Origin of the sequence: Algimonas arctica (genome assembly GCF_014652695.1) — a bacterium.
GTDB classification, from domain to species: domain Bacteria; phylum Pseudomonadota; class Alphaproteobacteria; order Caulobacterales; family Maricaulaceae; genus Litorimonas; species Litorimonas arctica.
Map to the genome: position 1 here is coordinate 1 of NZ_BMZH01000002.1, position 20,423 is coordinate 20,423.

Genomic DNA, 20,423 nt, shown 5'->3' on the forward strand with positions numbered 1-20,423 from the left:
AAGATCTAAATGAGTTCACGCAATGCGAGTTTATGGAACCAATTGGCTAGAGGAGTGTCAACTTTGAACTTTGCGCAAGTGTCGCCTTTCAACTTTGCGCTTATAAACCTTCTATCGTTGGTACGATCATTATCTTTGTTATGGGGAGGACGGGCTCACCGACCGCGCGCCACATCCGGCTCGGGTCTGGAACAGGATACCCGACACAATCAGAAAAGACCTTATCGGTATGGCTCTCGACATCCCGGAGCTCTCGCCCCGTGAGTTCGCAGTCAGGTTTACTGATACCAAGGGCTGCTTTGTATCGGAAAGCTCTGTGTATCGGCTTCTAAAGGCGCATGACCTGATATCCAGTCCGGCCTTCATCGTCATGAAAGCGGCCAGTGAGTTCCGTGACAAGACGACGGCCATCAACAAGATGTGGCAAACCGATTTTACCTACTTCAAGATCATCGGCTGGGGCTGAGTCTATCTGTCGACCATCCTTGATGACTTCTCGCGCTATATCATCAGCTGGAAACTCTGCACGACGATGAAGACATCTGACGTCACGGAGACGCTCAACATGGCGCTCGAAGCCTCAGGCTGTGATCAGGCCAAAGTGGTCCATAAACCAAGGCTCTTGTCGGATAATGGCGCCAGCTATATCTCTGGTGAATTGGCCAAATACATCAAAGACAACGCCATGAGCCATGTTCGCGGCGCGCCCTATCACCCTCAGACCCAAGGAAAGATCGAGCGTTGGCATCAGACGCTGAAAAACAGAATCCTGTTGGAGAATTACTTCCTACCGGGCGACTTGAAGTTACAGATCGAAGACTTCGTGAAGCACTATAACTACGAACGTTATCACGAGAGCCTCAGCAACGTCACGCCAGCCGACGTCTACTTCGGGCGGGCCCAAGCAATCTTAAAAAGAAGAGAAAGGATAAAACAGAAAACTATTGAACAGCGACGGTGCAATACCGCAGAGCCGTCGCCTAATATCAACCAACAAGGTGAGCAAAGTCTCTCTTGGCCCAGGCCAAAATCTGTGCCGTTTTATATGACGACGGACACTGACCGAACTAAGAATTTCTAGAAACCTTTACCAAGATGAAAGCGGAAAAAGGTGTCGCGGTTAGCTTTGCTCATGTCCGAGGGGCAATATATGCCATTTAACTATCTGATAACAAAGAGAGTTTTTTACGTAAGGCGTTAATACCCTCGTAGACCCAACGACATAGTGCCTCATCACGTCCCGTGTGGAGTGAAACGCAATGAGGCCACTGACAAACGTCAAATGAGTGTTGTGCAGACTTCCTATGCCCTCTCATACGCGATTAGCGAGAAAGGTCGGCCTCGATAATTGGCTCACTTTTTTTAACAAGCTAGCCAAAAGGTTAGGTGCGTAGAGCTCGCCGTTTATTCCAACAATGAACACCGGGCAGGAAGTTCTAAGGATTTTGCGCCTAAATGCCCGCTTCAACAGCCAATCTAATGGCTTCAGCTGTCGTGGAAACATGCAACTTCGTGAGTGCTGATGCACGATGCAGTTTGACTGTGCTCTCACTGATTTCTAGTAAATGAGCGATTTGTTTGTTCCGATAACCTTTTGCCACATGACTGAGCACGCGTGTCTGTTGTGGAGTGAGACGTTTAACCCGGTCTTCAGCCACAGCTAACGTCCTTGAAGATGTAATATTATTTGTCCCTGCCATCTCCATTTGAGAACCAAGGAAATATGCCAGCGCCCCATTTTCATCAAACCAAGGCGCAATCATTAAGGCGTTTTGAAAGGGTGACCCGTCCTGTTTGTAATTTAATATTTGGACTAATGTAGGCCGCGCATTTTGTATGGCGTTTACAATGAGTTCTGTTTGCTCGGGCTCTGTATCTTTACCCGTTAGGAACCTGCAATTTTTTCCCAGAATACTGTTTTCGCTATACCCGGTAAGTTCTGAAAATTCCGCGTTGCACATGACAATTGGATTATCGTGTAAGCGGGGATTTGTAATTATAAATGGAACTGACGTTTTAGCGACCATTGCAGTCAGGTTTTCTTCAATACTGTCGTCTATTTGTCCCATTGTATTATTACACCATATTAGAGGCGAAATGAACATAAGGTTCCACAGCGGCAGGGTTCCTCTAAGGGTCGTTTGGCAAAGCGCTCTTCCCCTGCCTGACCGCCATTTTATCTCACAATCTATGAAGGGATGTTTCGAGTATAGAATGCATGCCAATGACAAAAATACAACTTGATTGGCGTTAAAGAGGGAGCGGTATTGTCATAAGAAATCGGGTTGGACCGTCAATATACAGGGTCGAATGTCGCTGCGGGATAGATTCCGTAGTGTTGAATCCTCTCGGAGGCGCAGCTCAGGAAAGCAGTGAACTGGCTCTCCGACACCTCGCCGGACGCCTTCGGGAACTCTCTGCGTTTGAGTGCGCCAGGTCCGATAAACCGCCTATCGCTCGGCAAACACATTTTGAAAATTCAACTTGCTTTAAAAGCGTTCGTCCGTCTCATTAGTAGACTAGCGGGATTTGATCGTGACTCCGGACCTGCGGTCTAATGAAAACTTGAACTCATTCGCTTTAAGCGCGCCGAATTAGGTCGTCGCCCACGTAAATAGCTAGTCCAATTGCATATACCAATAGATATGGGCATCTACCCCACACAGTATGACCCTATATGGCATTCAATGAGTTAGATTTGGCATCTGTAGTATAAATTATTTGGATTTTGTCTTTAACTCTCCGTAAAATTGGTATAGTAAACCTCAATACAATCTAAGTCGTCAACCGCTGGCGAGAAAACCCACTTGTTGAGGAATAGAAGATGTCAAAACCCGTGATTGGCTTTATTGGTTTAGGACTTATGGGCGGCAACATGGTCGAAAACTTGCAAAAGCGAGGCTTCGAAGTTGTTGTCATGGACTTAAATAAGGACGCTGTTGCAAAAGTTCTCGCCCGCGGGAATGCGTCCGAAGCAAGTTCGCCTAAAGACCTCGCCGAAAAATGCGATATTGTGCAACTCTGCCTGACCACATCCGCCGTGGTTGAGAAAATCGTCTATGGCGATAACGGCATTTTAGCCGGGATCAAAGATGGCTCTGTCCTGATTGACTTTGGGACGTCTATCCCGGCCTCGACCAAGAAAATTGGCGCAGACCTCGCTAAGAAGGGGGCCGGTATGATTGATGCCCCGCTTGGCCGGACACCCGCACATGCCAAAGACGGACTTCTCAATATTATGGCGGCTGGCGATAAAGCGACCTTCGATAAATATGAGCCGATCCTCAAACAGCAGGGCGAAAACGTCTTTTACCTCGGCGCACTCGGCGCGGGGCACACAACCAAACTCATCAATAACTTTATGGGCATGACCACAGTGACAGCCATGTCGCAGGCTTTTGCCGCCGCGGAACTCGCCGGCGTAGACCGCCAGCAACTCTTCGACATCATGTCATCCGGACCGTCGAACTCACCCTTTATGAAGTTCTGTAAGAACTACGCTGTGGACGGCGTTAGCGATCTCGGATTCTCCATTAATAATGCCAACAAGGATCTCGGCTATTTCGTTCAAATGATGTCCGATTTGGGATCGCGGTCATTGGTCGCCGAAAGCACATCAACAAGCCTCCAAGCAGCCGTCGATGCCGGAATGGGTAACGGTAATGTCCCTGAAATATTCGACTATTTCGTCAAATTGAAAAAGTAACGGACCACCCTTTTATTCTGTCTCAGTTTTGGTCTCCCCCAAACTGAGATAGAATAATCATATCTTAAACGAAAAGACCCGCCATTTCTGGCGGGTCTTATTTGTTTTCTTATTTCGACTGGACGGCAGGTGTGCCCTGCCGCTGATAGTAAAGTCGAGATCGAGCGAGGTTTAACGCTGCACGCGGCCAGACCCATCGCCACCCATCAGGGCTTCTACCTCTTTCCGGTTCACACGGTTAAAGTCGCCCAAAATAGAATGTTTCAGCGCTGATCCGGCGACCGCAAACTCAAGGCTTTGTTGGCGGTCTTCATAGAGGTTGAAACCCGCGATAAAGGCGGATGCAAAACTGTCTCCACCACCGACACGGTCAACAATATCCGTCAATTCATATTTCTTGGACACAAGGAAACCATTCTCACGGTCGCGCATACAGGCCGACCACCCGTTGATATTGGCATTAACCGCCGCGCGTAGCGTAATCGCAATTGTCGACATGCCAGGATAAATGTCCAATACCTTCTGAGAGAGCTCTTCATATTTACTCGTGTCCAGATGGCCGCTTCCGCTTTCAACATCGACATCGACCGAAATACCGAGAGATTTCTGACAGTCTTCTTCATTGGCAATGCCAACATCAATATATTTGACCAAATCCCGCATGACGTCAGGGGCGGTTTTCCCATAATTCCAAAGCTTTCCGCGAAAGTTAAAGTCACAGGATGTCGTCACACCGGCTTTTTGCGCGGCTTTGACACACTCCATCGACAGATCAGCCGAGTCTTGTGACAGGGCTGGCGTAATCCCCGTTATGTGTAGCCATTTCGCGCCTTTAAAAATTTCTGCCCAATCGAAATCACCCGGTTTACACTGGCTGATCGAGGAGTGAGCTCGGTCATAAATGACTTTCGACGCGCGTTGGTTGGCGCCTGTTTCGAGGTAATAAATCCCGACCCGTTCACCGGAACGTTTGACATGAGATGTATCGACACCCAGCGCACGTAGTGAGTTAATTGCATATTGGCCGATATCATTATCTGGCAGTGCGGAAATGAAGCCCGCATCCAACCCATAGTTTGACAAGGACACGGCGACATTGGCTTCGCCGCCGCCAAACGTGGCTTCGAATTGAGGACTTTGGAAAAACCGTTCGTAGCCGGGTGTGCGCAAGCGAAGCATAATTTCGCCGAAGGACAGAAAGTCAGTCATGATAAATCTCTAGTTTTGTTTTCAAGTCTATTTTGGGTTCGCGATGGCGATCGCGTCTTTCGCCAGCTTTGTGATTGCTGCAAAATCGCCGCTGGCAATGGCGTCCGCAGGCGTTAGCCAAGATCCGCCGCAGGCGAGCACTGCGGGAACAGCCAAATATTCGGGCAGATTTGTCGGGCTTACGCCCCCCGTTGGCATAAAGCGCACATCGCGAAACACGGACGAGAGGGCCTTCAGCATTTTAGGCCCGCCCACTAATGAGGCCGGAAATAATTTTACCGTCCGAAGCCCTAAATTCCAAGCCTGTTGCAGTTCGGTTGCTGTCGAAATTCCTGGCAGGATTGGCACGCCCGCATCATTCGCAACCTGAACAGACGCGGGATCAAGGCCGGGCGATACGATGAAACTCGCGCCTCGCCGGATCACTTCTATTGATTGGTCGGCCGACAGGACGGTTCCTGCCCCTACATGTGCCTTGGGGAATTCCTTGGCAATCGCTTCTAGACAATCCAGCGCGGCGTCAGTCCGGAGCACGACTTCGAGGACATTAAGCCCGCCTGCCAGTAAAGCCTCTGCGATTTTCAAGGCCGTTTTGGGGTCATCCGATTGCACAAGCGGAACAACCCGTTTGGCTTCAAGAGATTGGATTAGCGTATTAGTCATATTCATTCCCAGAGACAAAGTCATATCCATGAAGACCGTCCTTTCAGGATGGCTTCAAAAAGCGTTCGTGTTGGACGGCTAAGAGTTTCCCAAACTTGAGAGCACGCAAAGACTATGCTCTCAAACCGACCTTATTATTTTGCAACATATCCTCTTGGTTTCAGGGGGGCGATGTGGCCGCACAAGAACCAGACCGCAGCAATTGCGGTCAGCGCCATCGCCGCGCCGAGGACGAAGATTGAAAAATAATTCCCCCCCACCGTCATGATCGGAACGAGAGCGATAATTCCAGCCCCCGCAAGTTTCGCCGCCATACCCGCCAAACCTGCCAGCGTGCCGACAGTCTTGCCGCCATAAAAATCACTTGGCAGTGTCTGCACGTTGCCAATCGCTGTCTGGAAACCAAACAGGATGATGAACATCAATGCGAGAGCCAAGCCCGGTGTTGAGGCTACGGCGAGAGCGAGTAGAGCCGGCAGCATGATCAAGCAGCCGAGAGTGATGGTGAGCTTGCGAGTCTTGTCGACCGTCCAGCCTGCGTCAATACGGTTCTGAGCCAAGAGCCCCCCAAACCATGCCCCGACCATCGCCCCGACATACGGAACCCAGCCTGAGGCGACCAAGGCCTTCATATCAAAGCCATGCACTTCAAACAGATATGTCGGGATCCAGACAATGAACAACCACCAGATTGGATCAATCGCTGCCGACGCAACAATTACACCCCAGCTTTGCTTGCGCGATAGTAGCTCGGCCATCGGAGGATTGTAGCCCCCATCCAGATTGCCGTCGGCGTTGAGATCTTCATTGATCTGACCGCTGAGAATATAGTCGCGCTCTTCATCCGTGATCCAAGAATGATATTTAGGCGGCGCCTTCACAATGACCAACCAAGGCACCAACCACAGGAGACCTAAAACACCCACTGAGACAAATATCAGCTGCCAGCTCATAAATAAGGCGAGATAACCGATCAGCGGTATGGAAATAATTCCCCCAATCGCCGCGCCGGAATTAAAAATACCTTGCGCAAGAGCCCGCTCATTCACGGGGAACCATTCTGCATTGGCTTTCGCCGCGCCCGGCCAGTTACCCGCCTCGGACATACCTAAAATTGAGCGAAAAATGCTGAAGGATACGATACCATTCGCGAAAGCATGCGCGATCGTTGCGAGTGACCAAACACCAATTGACAGAACAAAGCCCAGCCGTGTTCCGATCCAGTCAAATATTCTGCCAAAAATCGCTTGGCCAAAGGCGTAAGAGAAGACGAAAATTATGGAGATTGTCGCGTAGATTTCCTTATGCCCATTGGCATCCATATCCGGGAAAATCTCTGGCGCGATTTCTGTGGGCCACAACACACTGAGTGTTTGGCGATCGATATAGTTGATGATTGTCGCGAGCGCGACGAGACCGACAACGGCCCAGCGTAACTTACCCTTCACGAGACATTCCCCTTTTTATAATTTTCAAAAAAGTCTTCGCGAATGGGGGAAAACATGTCGAGCAGGACGCCGGCTTCGATACAAATCGCGCCGTGCATGGCGTGCGGTTCAACGAAGAAACAATCCCCGGCTTTTTGCCGTTTCGTGACGCCATTGATCGTCACATCGAAAACGCCGCTTTCGACATAAGCGACTTGAGAATGAAAATGCTTATGCTGATAGCCTTCTGCCCCTTTTTCAAAGGAGGCACGGACGAGCATAATATCGTCATTATGGCCGAGTATTTGACGTTTGATTCCCGGATCGACATCTTCGACCGGGACCTTATCTCCGAATAGGAAAGCGGAACTCTGCATGACTAATTTCCCTCGGATTGGTGTCGATCTGAATGGAACAATTTATAGGGTCCCGTCCAACGCATGACGGCCCCATCGACGCTCACTGAATGGGCGGCGTTTTCGGTCATATCACCCGAAACACCCAGACCAACGCGTTGACCATCTTTGGTTTCGATCAGGATATAGTCATCGCCCCCCGTTTCGAAATGTTGCACGGATTTAACGTTCGAATGACTGTTGAGTGTATATTCGACAGTTGGATTATACTCGCCATGCGGTTCGATTACCGACGCGATGGACACACCGTTCAGACTATTCGTCCGAAGGATGAAGGCAGGTTCCCGCCGCAGATTAAAATCAGGATCGTTCGCCCCGATTTCTGCAAAAATGACGTTCGAATTCTGCGGGACAGATGACGTTACAGAATAGAATGTGCGGTCCAATAACCACGTAATCTGAGACAGACCCTCGATGGCGGAGGCTGTGCCGACGCGCCATAGATATTGATAGCCATTGTCTTGACCCAATGGCTGCCGCACCGTTGTGTCCGCCGTAATTTTGAAGTTCGTTTCTGTGAGTTGGCCATTATAATAAAACGGCAAGTCATATTGATGCGGGTTGTCAGAATGCGCTTCAATAAGATCAACTACAATCGCACGCGGGAAGGCGGCATCCGTGATCATTGCCATCGTCCGGTCCATAAGGACATCCGGATAAGCTGTATCGATTTCCGCCGAGGTAATTTTCAGATCGCCTGTATCAGTAAACGTGCCGAGGACAGGCGCGTTTTGATTACCTAATTCGACATCACCACCGAAATGGCTGGTCTCATCAACGACCAGCGCATTATGCGCGATGGTCTGTTTGGCGAATGCATTATTCTCGACCAGATAGTGACCGCCATATTTGGATTCAATATTCAGAAAGCGGGCCGCGCCGTAATCCCGCAAAATTTCACGGCCCGCATCGAACACCATAAAGCCGAGCTTGTCGAAATGCCCGTGACCCAAACCCTGAGACGTGTTCTTCACTACGAGCACAAGGTCGTCCGGGTCTGTGGACGCGCGAATGATATCAAGCGCGCCTTCAGTCCCGGTTTCGCCGTCACCCAGTCGCATCGTCCGGTAATCGAAGTCCGTCATCTTTCCAGCCGCGATGTCTTCGGACAAAGCCCGGCTCTCGGGCGTCAGGACATATTTTCCTTGTGCCTCTGCAACTGACAGCAAGCCCGTATCGCCAGTCAAATCATAAGCGATCGCCACACCATGGAGAAGCTCACGCGTGGCAATGCCCTTGTCTTTGATGGCGTCATTTATCGGAAAAAATAGCCCACCATAATTCTGTTGTATGGTGGCATAAATCGCTTTCTTGAGAATGCCGTCACGCTTCTCAAAAATCTCACGCTCAGGCTCATTTTGCTGCACGGCCTGCGCGAACACCACGAACGGCATAAGCGCAAACCGCTGGTAATACGGTCCCTCATTGTAATATCCATCGGGGGAAAACAGTTTGTCCATCTGTTTGAGAAAACCCGCCTCGCCGGACTTATCCAATCCCAACAAAGCTTGCTCGACATAATTTTCGTCGCCAATCGCATACCCTGTCAGACCAACCGCCGCTGTCGCCCATGTCCCGTGATTATGCACTTTGTTGAATGTCTCGGGAGACCCATCGGACAGAAAATCGGCCATATTGCGTAGAACATCCGCTTCGATCTTGGCGCGCTGATCAGGCGTCAGCGTGTCCTTGATCGCGGCATAGCTTTGCGAGACATTCAGGAGCCACATGCTCTCGTTCAGGTTTTGCCAAAACATCCGTCCCGGCGATTGTTCTTTTTTTGCCGGATGGAGGCCCCAACTCGGGTATACATCCGCATAGGCGAGCATCAATTTGCCTGCATAATCGGCATAATCTGCGTCGCCTGTCAGGCGGTACATTTGCCCGGCATCATAAATCAAACTGGCATTTCGTTTGTGCTGCTCATGCGTGTAGCCTCCGCCTGGATCCTTGGGCGTTGGCACGGCGATCGGCGCGCGCATTGCCGTCGCAAGTTGATGTTTGGCTGACGCTAAAGTCGCATCAAATCCTTGAGAATACGGCGTCTCAACCGCAGCTATCGGACGTTCAGCAGCAGCGCACCCCGGCACTATTGCCCCCAGAAAACAGGTTGCCAGTACAAATCCTGAGCATTTCATCACGGATTGATCCCCACATTGTTTGTAAGTCTGGCTGTGGCTGCGAGGCCGCTATTGAGCTCAACGATGATCGGAGCGGGCGTCTGCATAAATACATTATTCGCGATAATGGTTTTGGGTTCGCCGACCGTATGTTCGATCAAGAAAGGTTTATTGCCCTCGAAACGATTGTTTGAAATATCTGTAACTTGCACACCGTGGAGACGGATCGACGCTTTCGTCTTATTCCACTTGTCACCGCCAACATTAGACAGTGTTGAGTTTGTCAGGCTGAAATGCGGGCCGAAGGTGCTCTCATCCGTGCCGCCCCGGTAATAATCAACAAGCGCACCACCAATATTTGTGAATGTGGAATCGGCAATCGTCAGATATTCTGCATTGTAAATTCCATAATCATCGTCTTCCCGATTTAACTTCAACACAGCGCCCGTCACATCGGAAAAGCTGGACCCCGTAATGGAAATATCATCCGCGAACGTCCCTTTCGCGGCGGAGACAATATTGAATGAGTGATTGACGTCCATATCGAGGAAATTTGTATCAATAATATCCAGTCGATAATTTTCGAGCATAGAATAGAGGCTCGTTCGGATGACAGAGTTACCCGCGTTATCGGGGCTGGCCTCACCGGAAATGTTAAGCCCGATCAATTGAAGGCTACCGCCGCTTTCAATCTGAAATAATGCCGATCGCTCAAAGGACACATCGACATCGCCCTCGCCTTGAAATGTCAAAGGCTTGCTAATATTCAGAAACTTGCCAACTCTGTAACGTCCAGGCGAGAGCACGATTGTATCTCCCGCGCCCGCCTGATCGATCGCGGTCAGCAACGCGCCTTCGCCGGGCGCAATCATGACTTTATCGCCTGATTGAAACGCAACACGCGGCTCAGTCTTTGGATACCACGACACACCCGTCATACTTTTGGTCGTGACCTGTAAATCGCGCGAGATACCCGCCTCGATTTCTGCTTGCGGATACATCAATCCGTTGTCGGCACGCGACAGCACGACAGCCTCACGGTCAAAGCCCGTGGTAAAGGCGGGCGAATTTGTATCCGCCAGAACATTGTTATTAAAATCGATGCCTGACATGTCGTCATAGACCGTAAATACATCGAGTCCGTCTGTATTGACGATCAGATTACGTTCGAAGAGACTGTCGGACGGCGCGCCACTGCGCTCTTCATCGCTGCCCGCTCCAAGCTGAATATTATCGCTATCAACCAGCGTATTATTCTCGATTAGTGCATTAATAACGGGATCGTAGCGATTGATTGGCCCGTTTGGAACACCGTTCATAATGACCAGTGCACCGCCAAAACGCGTGCCTTTCAGACCCTCCATATAATTATTACGGACGGTCTGCCCTGCATTGATAACGCGGATGCCCCCTGTGTGGTCCGCTCCATTCCCAAAGAAGACATTGCCCTCGACAAGGTTATTATTGCCGTGTCGCATGGTCAACGTGCCCCGCGATTCATAGAACGTATTGTTCAAAAATTCGTTCTTACCTGACTTGTTGGAGATTATCTCCAACTCACCATCTGTTCTGTCGAAGTAATTATTTTCTACTGTCGTAAATGAATCTGTCCGGGAGTGATGCGACGTGCCGATACGCAAGCTCTCCCCGCCATTCGAACCCAAAATTTGGCGCGGGCCGAAATAGTTATGATCAATACGATGATGGTTTTGCTGGCTGGCTTCTGAATCCAGACGCACGGCCATCGTCACGCCCTTATTGCTTTTGCCAACAATATGATTGTGGTCGAAACGGTTGTTCTTTCCATACATCATGATCCAGAAATCAACTTCTTGGCGTTCAGGCTGATTATAATTATCGATCACAACATTAGTGATCCGAGAATGATTGGCGAGAGTGTTAGAATTCAGGCGGAAAGAAATGACTTCGCTTGTCGGCGTATAGCCATTCTTGAAGACCAGACCCGAGACTTCGAGATACTCACCCGCGACCCTTAAATTGGACTGTCCGGAGAGGATGACCTGCCCCGGCGTCTCAGCCGTCAATGTGATGGGCCTGTCTTTCTCACCCTGACCCGAGAAGACAATTTCGAAATCATCCCACGTGCCATTGGCAAGTGTGATGATATCGCCAGGCACCGCTGCGTTGAGCGCCTCAACATATTGCGCTTGGGTTTTGACAAGCACGTTTGTGTTTTCAGACTCAAGGTCTGTCGCTCCACAGGCTGACAGCATTAAAATCGCTGCCGCCGATGTGCCCGTGCAAAATTGGCGCGAGAGACCTCTCATGATCATTCCCCTTACGCCTGTTTGGCGTTTATTGAGTGAACATTGTCAATCCTAGAGGAAATTGTCAACCAATAGATTAAGACAATTTAGTAGAATTGGTATAGACTCGAAGAGCGGTCTATAAGTTAATCAAGTTGCGTCGTCAGGAGAAATCGAGATCGGCTTTCAGACGTTCTTTTTTTGACTTCCTGATAGGCCTCTTCTTCTGATGCGATCAAGAGCGCCTCAATCATCCGCGTGAAATGCGACCTCATGGCGCTACGCGCCGCTGAAGAATCCCGATTTTTAAGCGCCACGAGAATATCGTTATGCTCGTCGGATCTATGACTTGAATCTTTACTGCAAACAGAGCGGTAAACCGTCTGGAGTTGAACGGCCTCCTTGCGCATTTTCCACATGCTTCCGATCACAAAAATGATGGCGGCATTATTTGTCGCCTCGGCAATTGTCAGGTGGAAGGCCTCATCGGCCTCTTCGGCCGTCATGTCTGAAGGCTCTTCGCCGGTCATGACTTTAATCAATCGCTCCAATTCCGCGATCGCTTCATCTTTGATGATGGGCGCAGCCAAAGCCGCCGATTCCGCTTCAAAAAGGGCTCTCGCCTCAGTGAGTTCAAATGGCCCGACTTTTGGGAGATTATGGGAAAGATATTCACTTCCATCCAGCACATAAGCACCAGACCCAACCTTGATTTCCAAACGCCCTTGCGCCTGTAAAGAAATCTCGGCTTCGCGGACAGCTACGCGGCTGACACCAAATTTTTCAGCCAGATCGCGTTCGCCCGGCAGGCGGCTTCCTGGCGGAAACGCGCCAGCATCGATCAACTCTAAAATCTTGTTCGCAACCGTGTGATATAAGCGTTGCTCAGCCATATAAACCCCCGAATTAAACTTCCTATACCAATGCAGCATGAAGGCAGCATTTGTCTATACCAATCCTTTACTACACTGCGTTTTAGTGACCTCATCAAATGCGTCCGGGTCGTTCAGTCCAAATCACCTCGAAACTCAGGCCGGCTTGCCTCTAACATTGAAATGCCCCCTCACTTGGAACTCTCATACCCATCAACATTCGCAAAAAAAAAGCGCCCCACAAATGTGAGGCGCTTTTTTACTTAGACGCAATCATCGCGCGACCCGTGCTTTAGAATGTGTAGCTACCACCAAACACGATGCGACGATCAGGATACCCCACGAAACAGGTTGGACCTGCTTCGGTGACACATTTTTGGATAATCCGTGATTTAGTCAGGTTTACCGCCTCAACACCGACGTTGAAATTATCCGTCACATCATAATTGATGCTGGCATTTAGCTGGCCTCTATCCAGTGTATGGACAGGGAAGCTCAATGTAGAACTACCGGATGTGTTAGCCCCACCACCGAAGTCATTCGTCCTGAAGCCTTCGCGCCACGTGTAGCGCATGCGAGCGGACAAACCATATTTCTCGTAATAGCCCGTGACGTTGTAAGCATTTTCAGAGAAGTCCAACAGACCGCGCGGAATGCTGAGATCACCGAGGACCGTTAAACCCCGGCCTGATGTCGTATCAACCACGGAACCGCCAGAGAATTTCTGATGGGTATAGTTCGCTTGAACACCAAAACCAGAGGCAAAGCCGAGCTTATCCTCAAAGCTTGAAAGGTCGTACTGGACGGCAAATTCAAACCCTGTTTGCGTTGTTGTTGACGGGTCATTGCCAGGCTGTGTGAAGTCGGCACACAAACCATTGATCGCCGGATTACCCAGAACATTTGGCTGAATTTCCGGGTTGAAGATCCCCCCACCTGGACAGTTCGGGTCCGTTTCCCGAACCAAATCAGTCGTACCGTTTAAACCGTTAGCATCCAGCACATCAGGAACGAGCAAAGCCCCTTCGAAATTCTGACCAAAGATATTCGTGCGATCTTTGGTGAAGAAGCCCACACTGACGACGGCTGCTGGCGCAAAATACCAGTCAGCCGACACATCAAATGACGTCACTTCCTCAGGTTCCAGACCAGGATTACCCAGACGAACGACACTGTTTTCCTGATTATCAAAAGTGAAACCGGTTGCCAGAGAGCTAAAATCAGGGCGCCGAATATCTTTGCCATAACCAAGGCGCAGAACGATTTCATCCGTCGGCTCCGCGGTCAGATTGAAACGTGGTAGGAAGAAATCATAACTCCCGCTTGTTGTCTCTAGCTGCCTTGCGGCGCCGCCAACTGAGGGCGCGTAGCCCGTAGAATCGACGTCAGTCGATATATACCGCAAACCGATGTTGCCCCGGAAAATTCCACTCGCGAAATTCGCTTGCGTGTAGAGCGCGATTGTTTGCTCACTCAAATCCCGGAACGCATTCTGATCATCTGACAAGACCATTGTAAGGTCCCCATCAGCCGTAGGGTTGAGAACGCGGTGTGCCGCGAGAGCCGATTCCAGCGAAGCAATAACGGCCTCCGGATTTGAGAAAGAGAGATTTGGGTCGACGAGAAGGAAGTCACTGATGAACAAGCTTCTGCCATCAGCGTCACCGAAATTGGATGGTCCCGTCACAAGGATGTCTGAGAACAGTGAGCCGTTAGGCGCATCTTCTAACTGACTGAAACCACCGATGCGACCGCTGACATCGTTAAATGTATGGGATGAGTCATTGAAACGGATACCCGCATCAACCGACGTGAGATAGTCACCAAACTTACTGTCAGAAAAATCATACGACACATCAAGTCTCGCGGCGTTATCCTGATTTTCTGTCGCGTTGCGTCCTTGATCGACCTGATCCAATACAACATTATTCGGGTTCGTCAGGTCCGCCACTGATGGCGCTCTTGGTGAGGCAAAGTTTACGCCAAAGGCCAATGCGTCATTGCTCAAATCATAGATAAACGGGGTACAATTATCGTTGCGGCTGTCAACATTTGGACAGTTCGGATTCATGAAGTTCACTGTCGTATTCAATGATGGCGTCGTCGTATCAGATTTTGACGTCGCTAACTCAGCTGCGACTGTCCAATTGTCACGGGTCCATTCCCCACCAAACGAAAAGATTTTGCTGTCCGTGACACGAGAGTTTGTTTCGCTTGAAAAGCGCAAATTACCATCGTGGTCGGTATCGTTCGGCTCAACCGTGCCGATAAGTGCCCCCTGTAGAATAGGGCCTCCAACTGCACTGTAATCGAGCGTTTCGAATGCAGACGGTAAATTTTCAGCTCTATTTCTCAAGCCGGAAATACCAGACGCCTGGAGCCTATATTGGTCTCGGCTCCGCTCTTGGTCATTAATAATGGCACGGGCCGTCAGTCGCAAATCGGCGTTTGGCGCCCACTCTACCGTTGATGCAAAATTGATCGTCTCATAATCATCATTCTCCTGCTCCAACATGCACAAGGAACTGAATGCCTTGATATGGCGCTGTAGATCCCGGCGCTGTAGAGAGATTATCGCGGTCGGCACGCGGGCGGAAAGACACAGCTTCCTGTTCTGTATAGCTGCCTGTGATAACAACACCGATTTCACCGCCACCCGTATCCCATTTTTTACCAAACGCGCCCGAAACTCTTGGCTTAATACCGCCCGTACTGAGATTGCTATCCTCGCCTTGTACGCGAACATTAAGCAACGTCCCTTTTAGATCGAGCGGCTGGATGGTTTTCAGATTAACTGTGCCGCCCACAGACCCCTCAATCGTCTTTGCTGTCGGCGCTTTTGTCACCTCAACAGACGCAATGATGGCCGGGTTGATATCTTCAAACCCGATGCCACTACGCCCCGCGCCAGACCCGACGCTAGAGACGCCATTAATTTCAACACGGTTTGAATTTGATCCCCGGATTTGCACGCCGGTACCAACACCCGCTGTCCGCGTAATTTGAACACCCGTGATGTTTTCCAAAACTTCTGCAAGGTTTTGATCGGGCAATTTACCGATATCTTCGGCCTGAATGACCTCAACGAGACTGCTCGCATTGCGTTTGGCGACAAGCGCATTTTGGAGCGACTGACGGATCCCTGTTGAAATAATTTCATCGGCCGGCTCTGCGTCTTGAGCAAGAGCCGTTGATGCAAATGCAACCAACGAACTGGTCAACATCAAAGATGTGAGTCCACGTGTGTACGTCATTTTAAATTCCCCATGTCGACGTATTTTTTTGAGAGAGCCCTCACAAACACGTCAGTTATTATTTTATTTAGCCTCGTAAGTCGGGCTTTCCTTAAAAGAACCAATCATGATGCCAATTTCAACACTTTTATGTTACCAATAACTAATAATTGGTAGGACCAATTGGTTATTTTCTGAACTGTGCCTTTCGAGCAACACCTTCAGGCTCACTCGGCTTGATGGGGGAGCGATCAATCCAGGTTCATTTGGCTCGATTCACCGTCCCCTGTCAGATAATTTTGGAAGGAACTCTATAGCCCTGACGCCGGATTTGAATTGCCACCCCCCTCTACGAGAGCTATCATTTCGCAACTAAAGGTGAGGTAGTAATTATGACGCCCCTAAAATTGTTCACATCGCTTGCTGTTCTTTCGGCCTGCACCTTTTCTTCTAGACTCGCGCAGGGCGCTGAGACATCGGCGGAAGATATCAAGGCACTGGAGATATACCGCACAATCATTGAAATGCGCACGGCAGCCGGACATGGCAATGTCCCGAAAATGGCGGCCTATCTTGCAAGTGAGTTAAAGGCGGCGGGATTCACGGATGATGATATTCAGATCCTCCCAAGCGGAGACACCGCGAGCCTTATCGTCCAATATAAAGGCGATGGGTCTTCCAGCGACCATCCGATACTTTTCATCGGCCATATGGATGTCGTCGATGCCAATCCCGAAGACTGGGAACTTGACCCATTCACTTTGACTGAAAAAGATGGCTATTTCTTTGGACGCGGTACGATTGATAATAAGTACGGTATCATGAATTTGACGCAAACTTTTATGCGTCTCAAACAAGAAGGGTTTATCCCAACCCGTGATCTAATCTTGGCTTTTTCGGGGGACGAAGAAACGGGGATGAGCACAACAAAAATGCTCGCTTATAATCGTCCCGAATTAGCCAACGCCGAATATGCGCTTAATTCTGATGCGGGCGGAGGAAGTCTTGCCGCAGACGGAACGGCCATGACTTACGGCATCCAAGCGGCGGAGAAAACCTACGCGACATTTGAAATCACGGCCCGCAATGAAGGTGGCCATTCATCCCGTCCGAAGCGGAATGATAATGCGATCTATGACTTAGCGGATGCTTTAAAAGCCATTCAGGCCTATCAATTCCCGGTTCAGTATAATGATATCACTCTGGCAACTTTTGCCGGGCTTGGACAGGTGATTGGCGGCGACCTTGGCGAGGCCATGGTGACATTTGCCGAGACTCCCGACGACACCGATGCGGCAGCGCGGATTGCCCAAGAGCCATCTTATGTCGGCTCAACCCGAACAACCTGTGTTGCAACAATGCTGTCTGCCGGCCACGCGGAAAATGCCCTGCCCCAAAGCGCGACCGCGACAGTGAATTGCCGGATCTTTCCCGGGACAACGGTCGATTCGGTGAGGGACGTATTGAAAACCACCGTCAACAATGACGCGCTTGAATTCGTGACGCTCGGCGATCCCGTTGAAAGCCCTATTAGCGAACTTCGGGATGATGTGACGCGCGCCTTGTCCAAAGCGGTTCACGCCCGCTATCCTGGCCTGCCTCTTGGGGCCTATATGGAATCAGGCGGGACTGACGGCATGCATTTTCGGAGCGCGGGTATTCCGACACTCGCGATATCCGCGAACTTCATGAACGAGTCTGACATGTACGCTCACGGTCTGAATGAACGTATGCCCGTCAGCTCATTCTATGGTGGCCTCGATCACTGGATGATCATCATGAAAGAGCTCGCCGGTCCCGAATAGTCACTTGGGCTGCCCAGCCAATTTGTTAATCAATAAAACCTGAGAGTAAAATGACTATGGCGACCAAAAAAACGTAGCCGTAGAGCATCTTAATTGACCGATCTCTAGATCGATTTACCGTCTTTTTAACAGACCGTCTGCCAGTCATGATCTCAGTAACTCCATGTTTTACGCGTCACGAATGTGGAATGCGGTCGACAAAATTTGCTGTGTAATTTGAACAGGTCAGCCTTGGGCGAGCTTATGCGCCTACTGATCGGCCCACTGCGTATGATACAGGTCGAAACGACGATCCCTTAGGTTCCTGACTGTCCCTTTCGCGCGCGCCCACGACAAGTCTGTCAGATCAAGGTCAGCGATTGCAACGGTTTCTACGTTCTCAGAACATTCCGCCGCAATACCATCGCGTGCAAATGGGAAATCGCAGGGCGTTAAAATGCAACTCTCCGCATAATTGACGTCCATATTTTCGACCCCGGGTAAATTCCCGACATTGCCCGACAGAACCACGTAGCATTGGTTTTCAATCGCACGCGCTTGCGAACAATATCGCACGCGGAGATAGCCTTGGCGGTTGTCCGTACAAAATGGCACGAATAAAATCCGCGCCCCTTCGTCAGCCATCCGCCGGGCGAGCTCAGGAAACTCGCTATCATAGCAAATCAGAATCCCGATCGGACCGCAATCCGTGTCAATCGTACTGACCTCATCACCGCCCTTAATATTCCAATAGTGACGTTCGTTGGGAGTCGGGTGGATTTTTTCTTGGGCATGCACGGAGCCATCGCGCAAAAAGACATAGGCAATGTTCTGGACATCTCCATCCTCGGCCAAGGTCGGGTGGGACCCGCCGATGATATTGATATTATAACTGACCGCCAGTTTCCGCATCGCCTCAATAAAGACCGGCGTATATTCTGTGAGTTTTTCAATCGCTTCTGATGGCGCTAAACGACGGTCATCTAAAGCTAGAAGCGGAAGGGTGAACAGTTCAGGGAAGACAACGAAATCAGATTTGTAAGCCGAGACGCTGTCCACGAAATATTCGATACTGCTCATGAAGTCTTCAAAGCTCGTCACTTTGCGCATTTGCAGCTGCACGGTGGCGACGCGGATCAAATCTTTCTGCGCCGCCTCGGAATGAACGCTTTCGCGCACTTCAACGGCATAAGGATTGCGCCAAATCATATGCGCCGCATAACCGCCTGACGCCTTATCCGTCGGCAGATATTTGTCCAAGATTCCGAAAACCTCAAAGCCCTGTCGGAATTGAAAATTGACCACAGGGTCGATAATTTTCTTGGCCTTGACGGCGTCCATATAATCCATTGGATCCGGGAAGGTTTTTTTGCGTTTCTTCCAGCCCGGTATACGACCGCCAAAAGCGATGCCCTTTAAGTCTAAATTTTCGACGAGCGCTTTGCGGGCATCATAGAGCCGTTCGCCAATGCGTAAGCGACGTCGATCCGGATCGACGCACACTTCCATCCCATATAACCAATCGCCGTTTGGGTTGTGAGACGAGCCATACCCGCCGCCCGTAATGCTCGCCCAATTATGGGGTGAGAGAACAAGCTCCTCGCGCAGAATGATGCTGGCCGCATAGCCGACAATTTGCCCTTCATATTCGACGACAAACTGTCCCTCGGCAAAGTTCGAAATCTGACCTTTCAAAATACTGACAGGATAGGTCGACATGTTGGGATACGCCCGGTCGACCAGTGCGGCGATCCCTTCAACATCTTGTAAAACGGCTGTGCGGATTGTGAGCTGTGCGCCCTCGCGTGCTTTTGCCATGTCTAGCTTTTGCCTAGTGAATAGTTGAGGATTTTATAGGCCAGTTTCGAGGCGAGAAAGTCAGGACCATGAAAATTCTCAATCGGGGCCAACTCATTGATATCGGCGCCGACGATTGTACCGATATTTGAGGCGGCCTCAATGATGGCCATCGCGTCCTCCCAATACAATCCGCCCGGCTCTGGTGTCCCTGTTGATGGCATGACGGAACTATCAAAGCCGTCCAAATCAAAAGTCAGATAGATAGGCCGTCCCTTCAGGGGCCGGACAATATCGGCCACATTCCAGTTGGCGCGGTCTTTGCCCCAATGGATCGTGATGCGGTGTTTGTTAGCTTCGTAAAATGGGATTTCTCCCTTGGAGATATTCCGAATACCACAGGATACAATGGACACAGTCGGATGATCCAACACCCGCCGGATCGCCGCCGCATGAGAGAAATGTTCGCCCTCATATCCGTCACGCAGGTCCGCATGCGCGTCGAAATGCAAAATAATGAGGTCATCAAACCGTTCCAAGAACGGTCGAATTGCCCCCGGTGTAATGGAATGCTCACCGCCGAACACAATCGGAAATTTTCCATCATCCAAAACCGCACGGGTCATCGACTCAAGCACATCCAAAGCGGCCGGAATATTCGTGTTATTGATCACGGGCTCACGCGCCGTCACAACACCATATCGTTCGACAGGTTCGCACCAGAAGGACTCGTCAAACAATTCCACTTCATGGCTTGCCGCGATCATAGCGGCGGGCCCCGCGTGGGTTCCGCCGCCATAGGACACTGATGCTTCTAACCCGAACGGGATAACGACGGCTCCCGCCTCCTCATAGGATTTCACAAGGTCCCCTTCGAGACCCAGAAACCCTTGGGAGGGTTTTAATAGCGGGAACGGTGCGGACATGTC

Annotated in this window: 12 protein-coding genes and 2 pseudogenes; 3 read left to right on the forward strand and 11 right to left on the reverse strand. The window is 50.3% G+C overall.

Annotation, left to right across the window (positions count from 1 at the left end; translation table 11 throughout):
• Nucleotides 1-106 precede the first annotated feature (106 nt).
• A pseudogene (locus tag IE105_RS02240) lies at nt 107-958 on the forward strand (transposase); the annotation flags it as partial.
• 493 nt (nt 959-1,451) lie between these two features.
• On the opposite strand, the gene IE105_RS02245 reads toward IE105_RS02240, so the two are convergent.
• Nucleotides 1,452-2,069 (reverse strand): LuxR C-terminal-related transcriptional regulator, encoded by a 618-nt coding sequence (locus tag IE105_RS02245; protein ID WP_233353942.1) that lies wholly within the window; start codon nt 2,067-2,069, stop codon nt 1,452-1,454.
• A gap of 755 nt (nt 2,070-2,824) precedes the next feature.
• On the opposite strand from IE105_RS02245, the gene IE105_RS02250 reads away from it, so the two are divergent.
• Entirely contained in the window at nt 2,825-3,706 is an 882-nt protein-coding gene (locus tag IE105_RS02250) for an NAD(P)-dependent oxidoreductase (protein ID WP_189495006.1), read from the forward strand.
• Nucleotides 3,707-3,877: 171 nt separating this feature from the next.
• Here the strand turns inward: IE105_RS02250 and IE105_RS02255 are convergent, their stop codons facing one another.
• From IE105_RS02255 to IE105_RS02290, 8 genes and pseudogenes are all read right to left on the reverse strand, one after another.
• Nucleotides 3,878-4,915: a sugar kinase gene (locus IE105_RS02255; RefSeq protein WP_189495008.1), complete on the reverse strand. Its 1,038-nt coding sequence runs from the start codon at nt 4,913-4,915 to the stop codon at nt 3,878-3,880.
• Nucleotides 4,916-4,942: 27 nt separating this feature from the next.
• Nucleotides 4,943-5,578 carry a bifunctional 4-hydroxy-2-oxoglutarate aldolase/2-dehydro-3-deoxy-phosphogluconate aldolase gene (locus IE105_RS02260; RefSeq protein ID WP_189495010.1) on the reverse strand — a complete coding sequence of 212 codons (636 nt, stop codon included), beginning with the start codon at nt 5,576-5,578 and terminating at the stop codon, nt 4,943-4,945.
• A 134-nt stretch (nt 5,579-5,712) separates the two neighbouring features.
• Nucleotides 5,713-7,026, reverse strand: coding sequence for an MFS transporter (locus tag IE105_RS02265; protein ID WP_189495012.1), 1,314 nt, complete (start codon nt 7,024-7,026; stop codon nt 5,713-5,715).
• Nucleotides 7,023-7,382 (reverse strand): cupin domain-containing protein, encoded by a 360-nt coding sequence (locus IE105_RS02270; RefSeq protein ID WP_189495015.1) that lies wholly within the window; start codon nt 7,380-7,382, stop codon nt 7,023-7,025. Before IE105_RS02270 ends, IE105_RS02265 begins: the two co-directional genes overlap by 4 nt.
• A gap of 2 nt (nt 7,383-7,384) precedes the next feature.
• On the reverse strand, nt 7,385-9,559 hold the full coding sequence (locus IE105_RS02275) for a heparinase II/III domain-containing protein (RefSeq protein WP_233353980.1): 2,175 nt from the start codon (nt 9,557-9,559) through the stop codon (nt 7,385-7,387).
• A complete protein-coding gene (locus tag IE105_RS02280) occupies nt 9,559-11,829 on the reverse strand; it encodes a polysaccharide lyase 6 family protein (protein ID WP_189495018.1) in 2,271 nt (756 codons plus the stop codon). Before IE105_RS02280 ends, IE105_RS02275 begins: the two co-directional genes overlap by 1 nt.
• A 125-nt stretch (nt 11,830-11,954) precedes the next feature.
• Nucleotides 11,955-12,701, reverse strand: a complete 747-nt coding sequence (locus IE105_RS02285) for a FadR/GntR family transcriptional regulator (protein WP_189495020.1) — start codon at nt 12,699-12,701, stop codon at nt 11,955-11,957.
• A 271-nt stretch (nt 12,702-12,972) separates the two neighbouring features.
• Nucleotides 12,973-15,934, reverse strand: a pseudogene (locus IE105_RS02290) (TonB-dependent receptor).
• 371 nt (nt 15,935-16,305) lie between these two features.
• On the opposite strand from IE105_RS02290, the gene IE105_RS02295 reads away from it, so the two are divergent.
• Nucleotides 16,306-17,718, forward strand: a complete 1,413-nt coding sequence (locus IE105_RS02295; protein ID WP_189495022.1) for a M20/M25/M40 family metallo-hydrolase — start codon at nt 16,306-16,308, stop codon at nt 17,716-17,718.
• 249 nt (nt 17,719-17,967) lie between these two features.
• Here the strand turns inward: IE105_RS02295 and IE105_RS02300 are convergent, their stop codons facing one another.
• Both IE105_RS02300 and speB read right to left on the reverse strand, forming a co-directional pair.
• On the reverse strand, nt 17,968-19,515 hold the full coding sequence (locus IE105_RS02300; protein WP_189495024.1) for a carbon-nitrogen hydrolase family protein: 1,548 nt from the start codon (nt 19,513-19,515) through the stop codon (nt 17,968-17,970).
• Nucleotides 19,516-19,517: 2 nt separating this feature from the next.
• The gene (speB, locus tag IE105_RS02305; RefSeq protein ID WP_189495026.1) at nt 19,518-20,420 is read right to left on the reverse strand and encodes an agmatinase; all 903 of its coding nucleotides are present in this window, start codon (nt 20,418-20,420) and stop codon (nt 19,518-19,520) included.
• Nucleotides 20,421-20,423 lie beyond the last annotated feature (3 nt).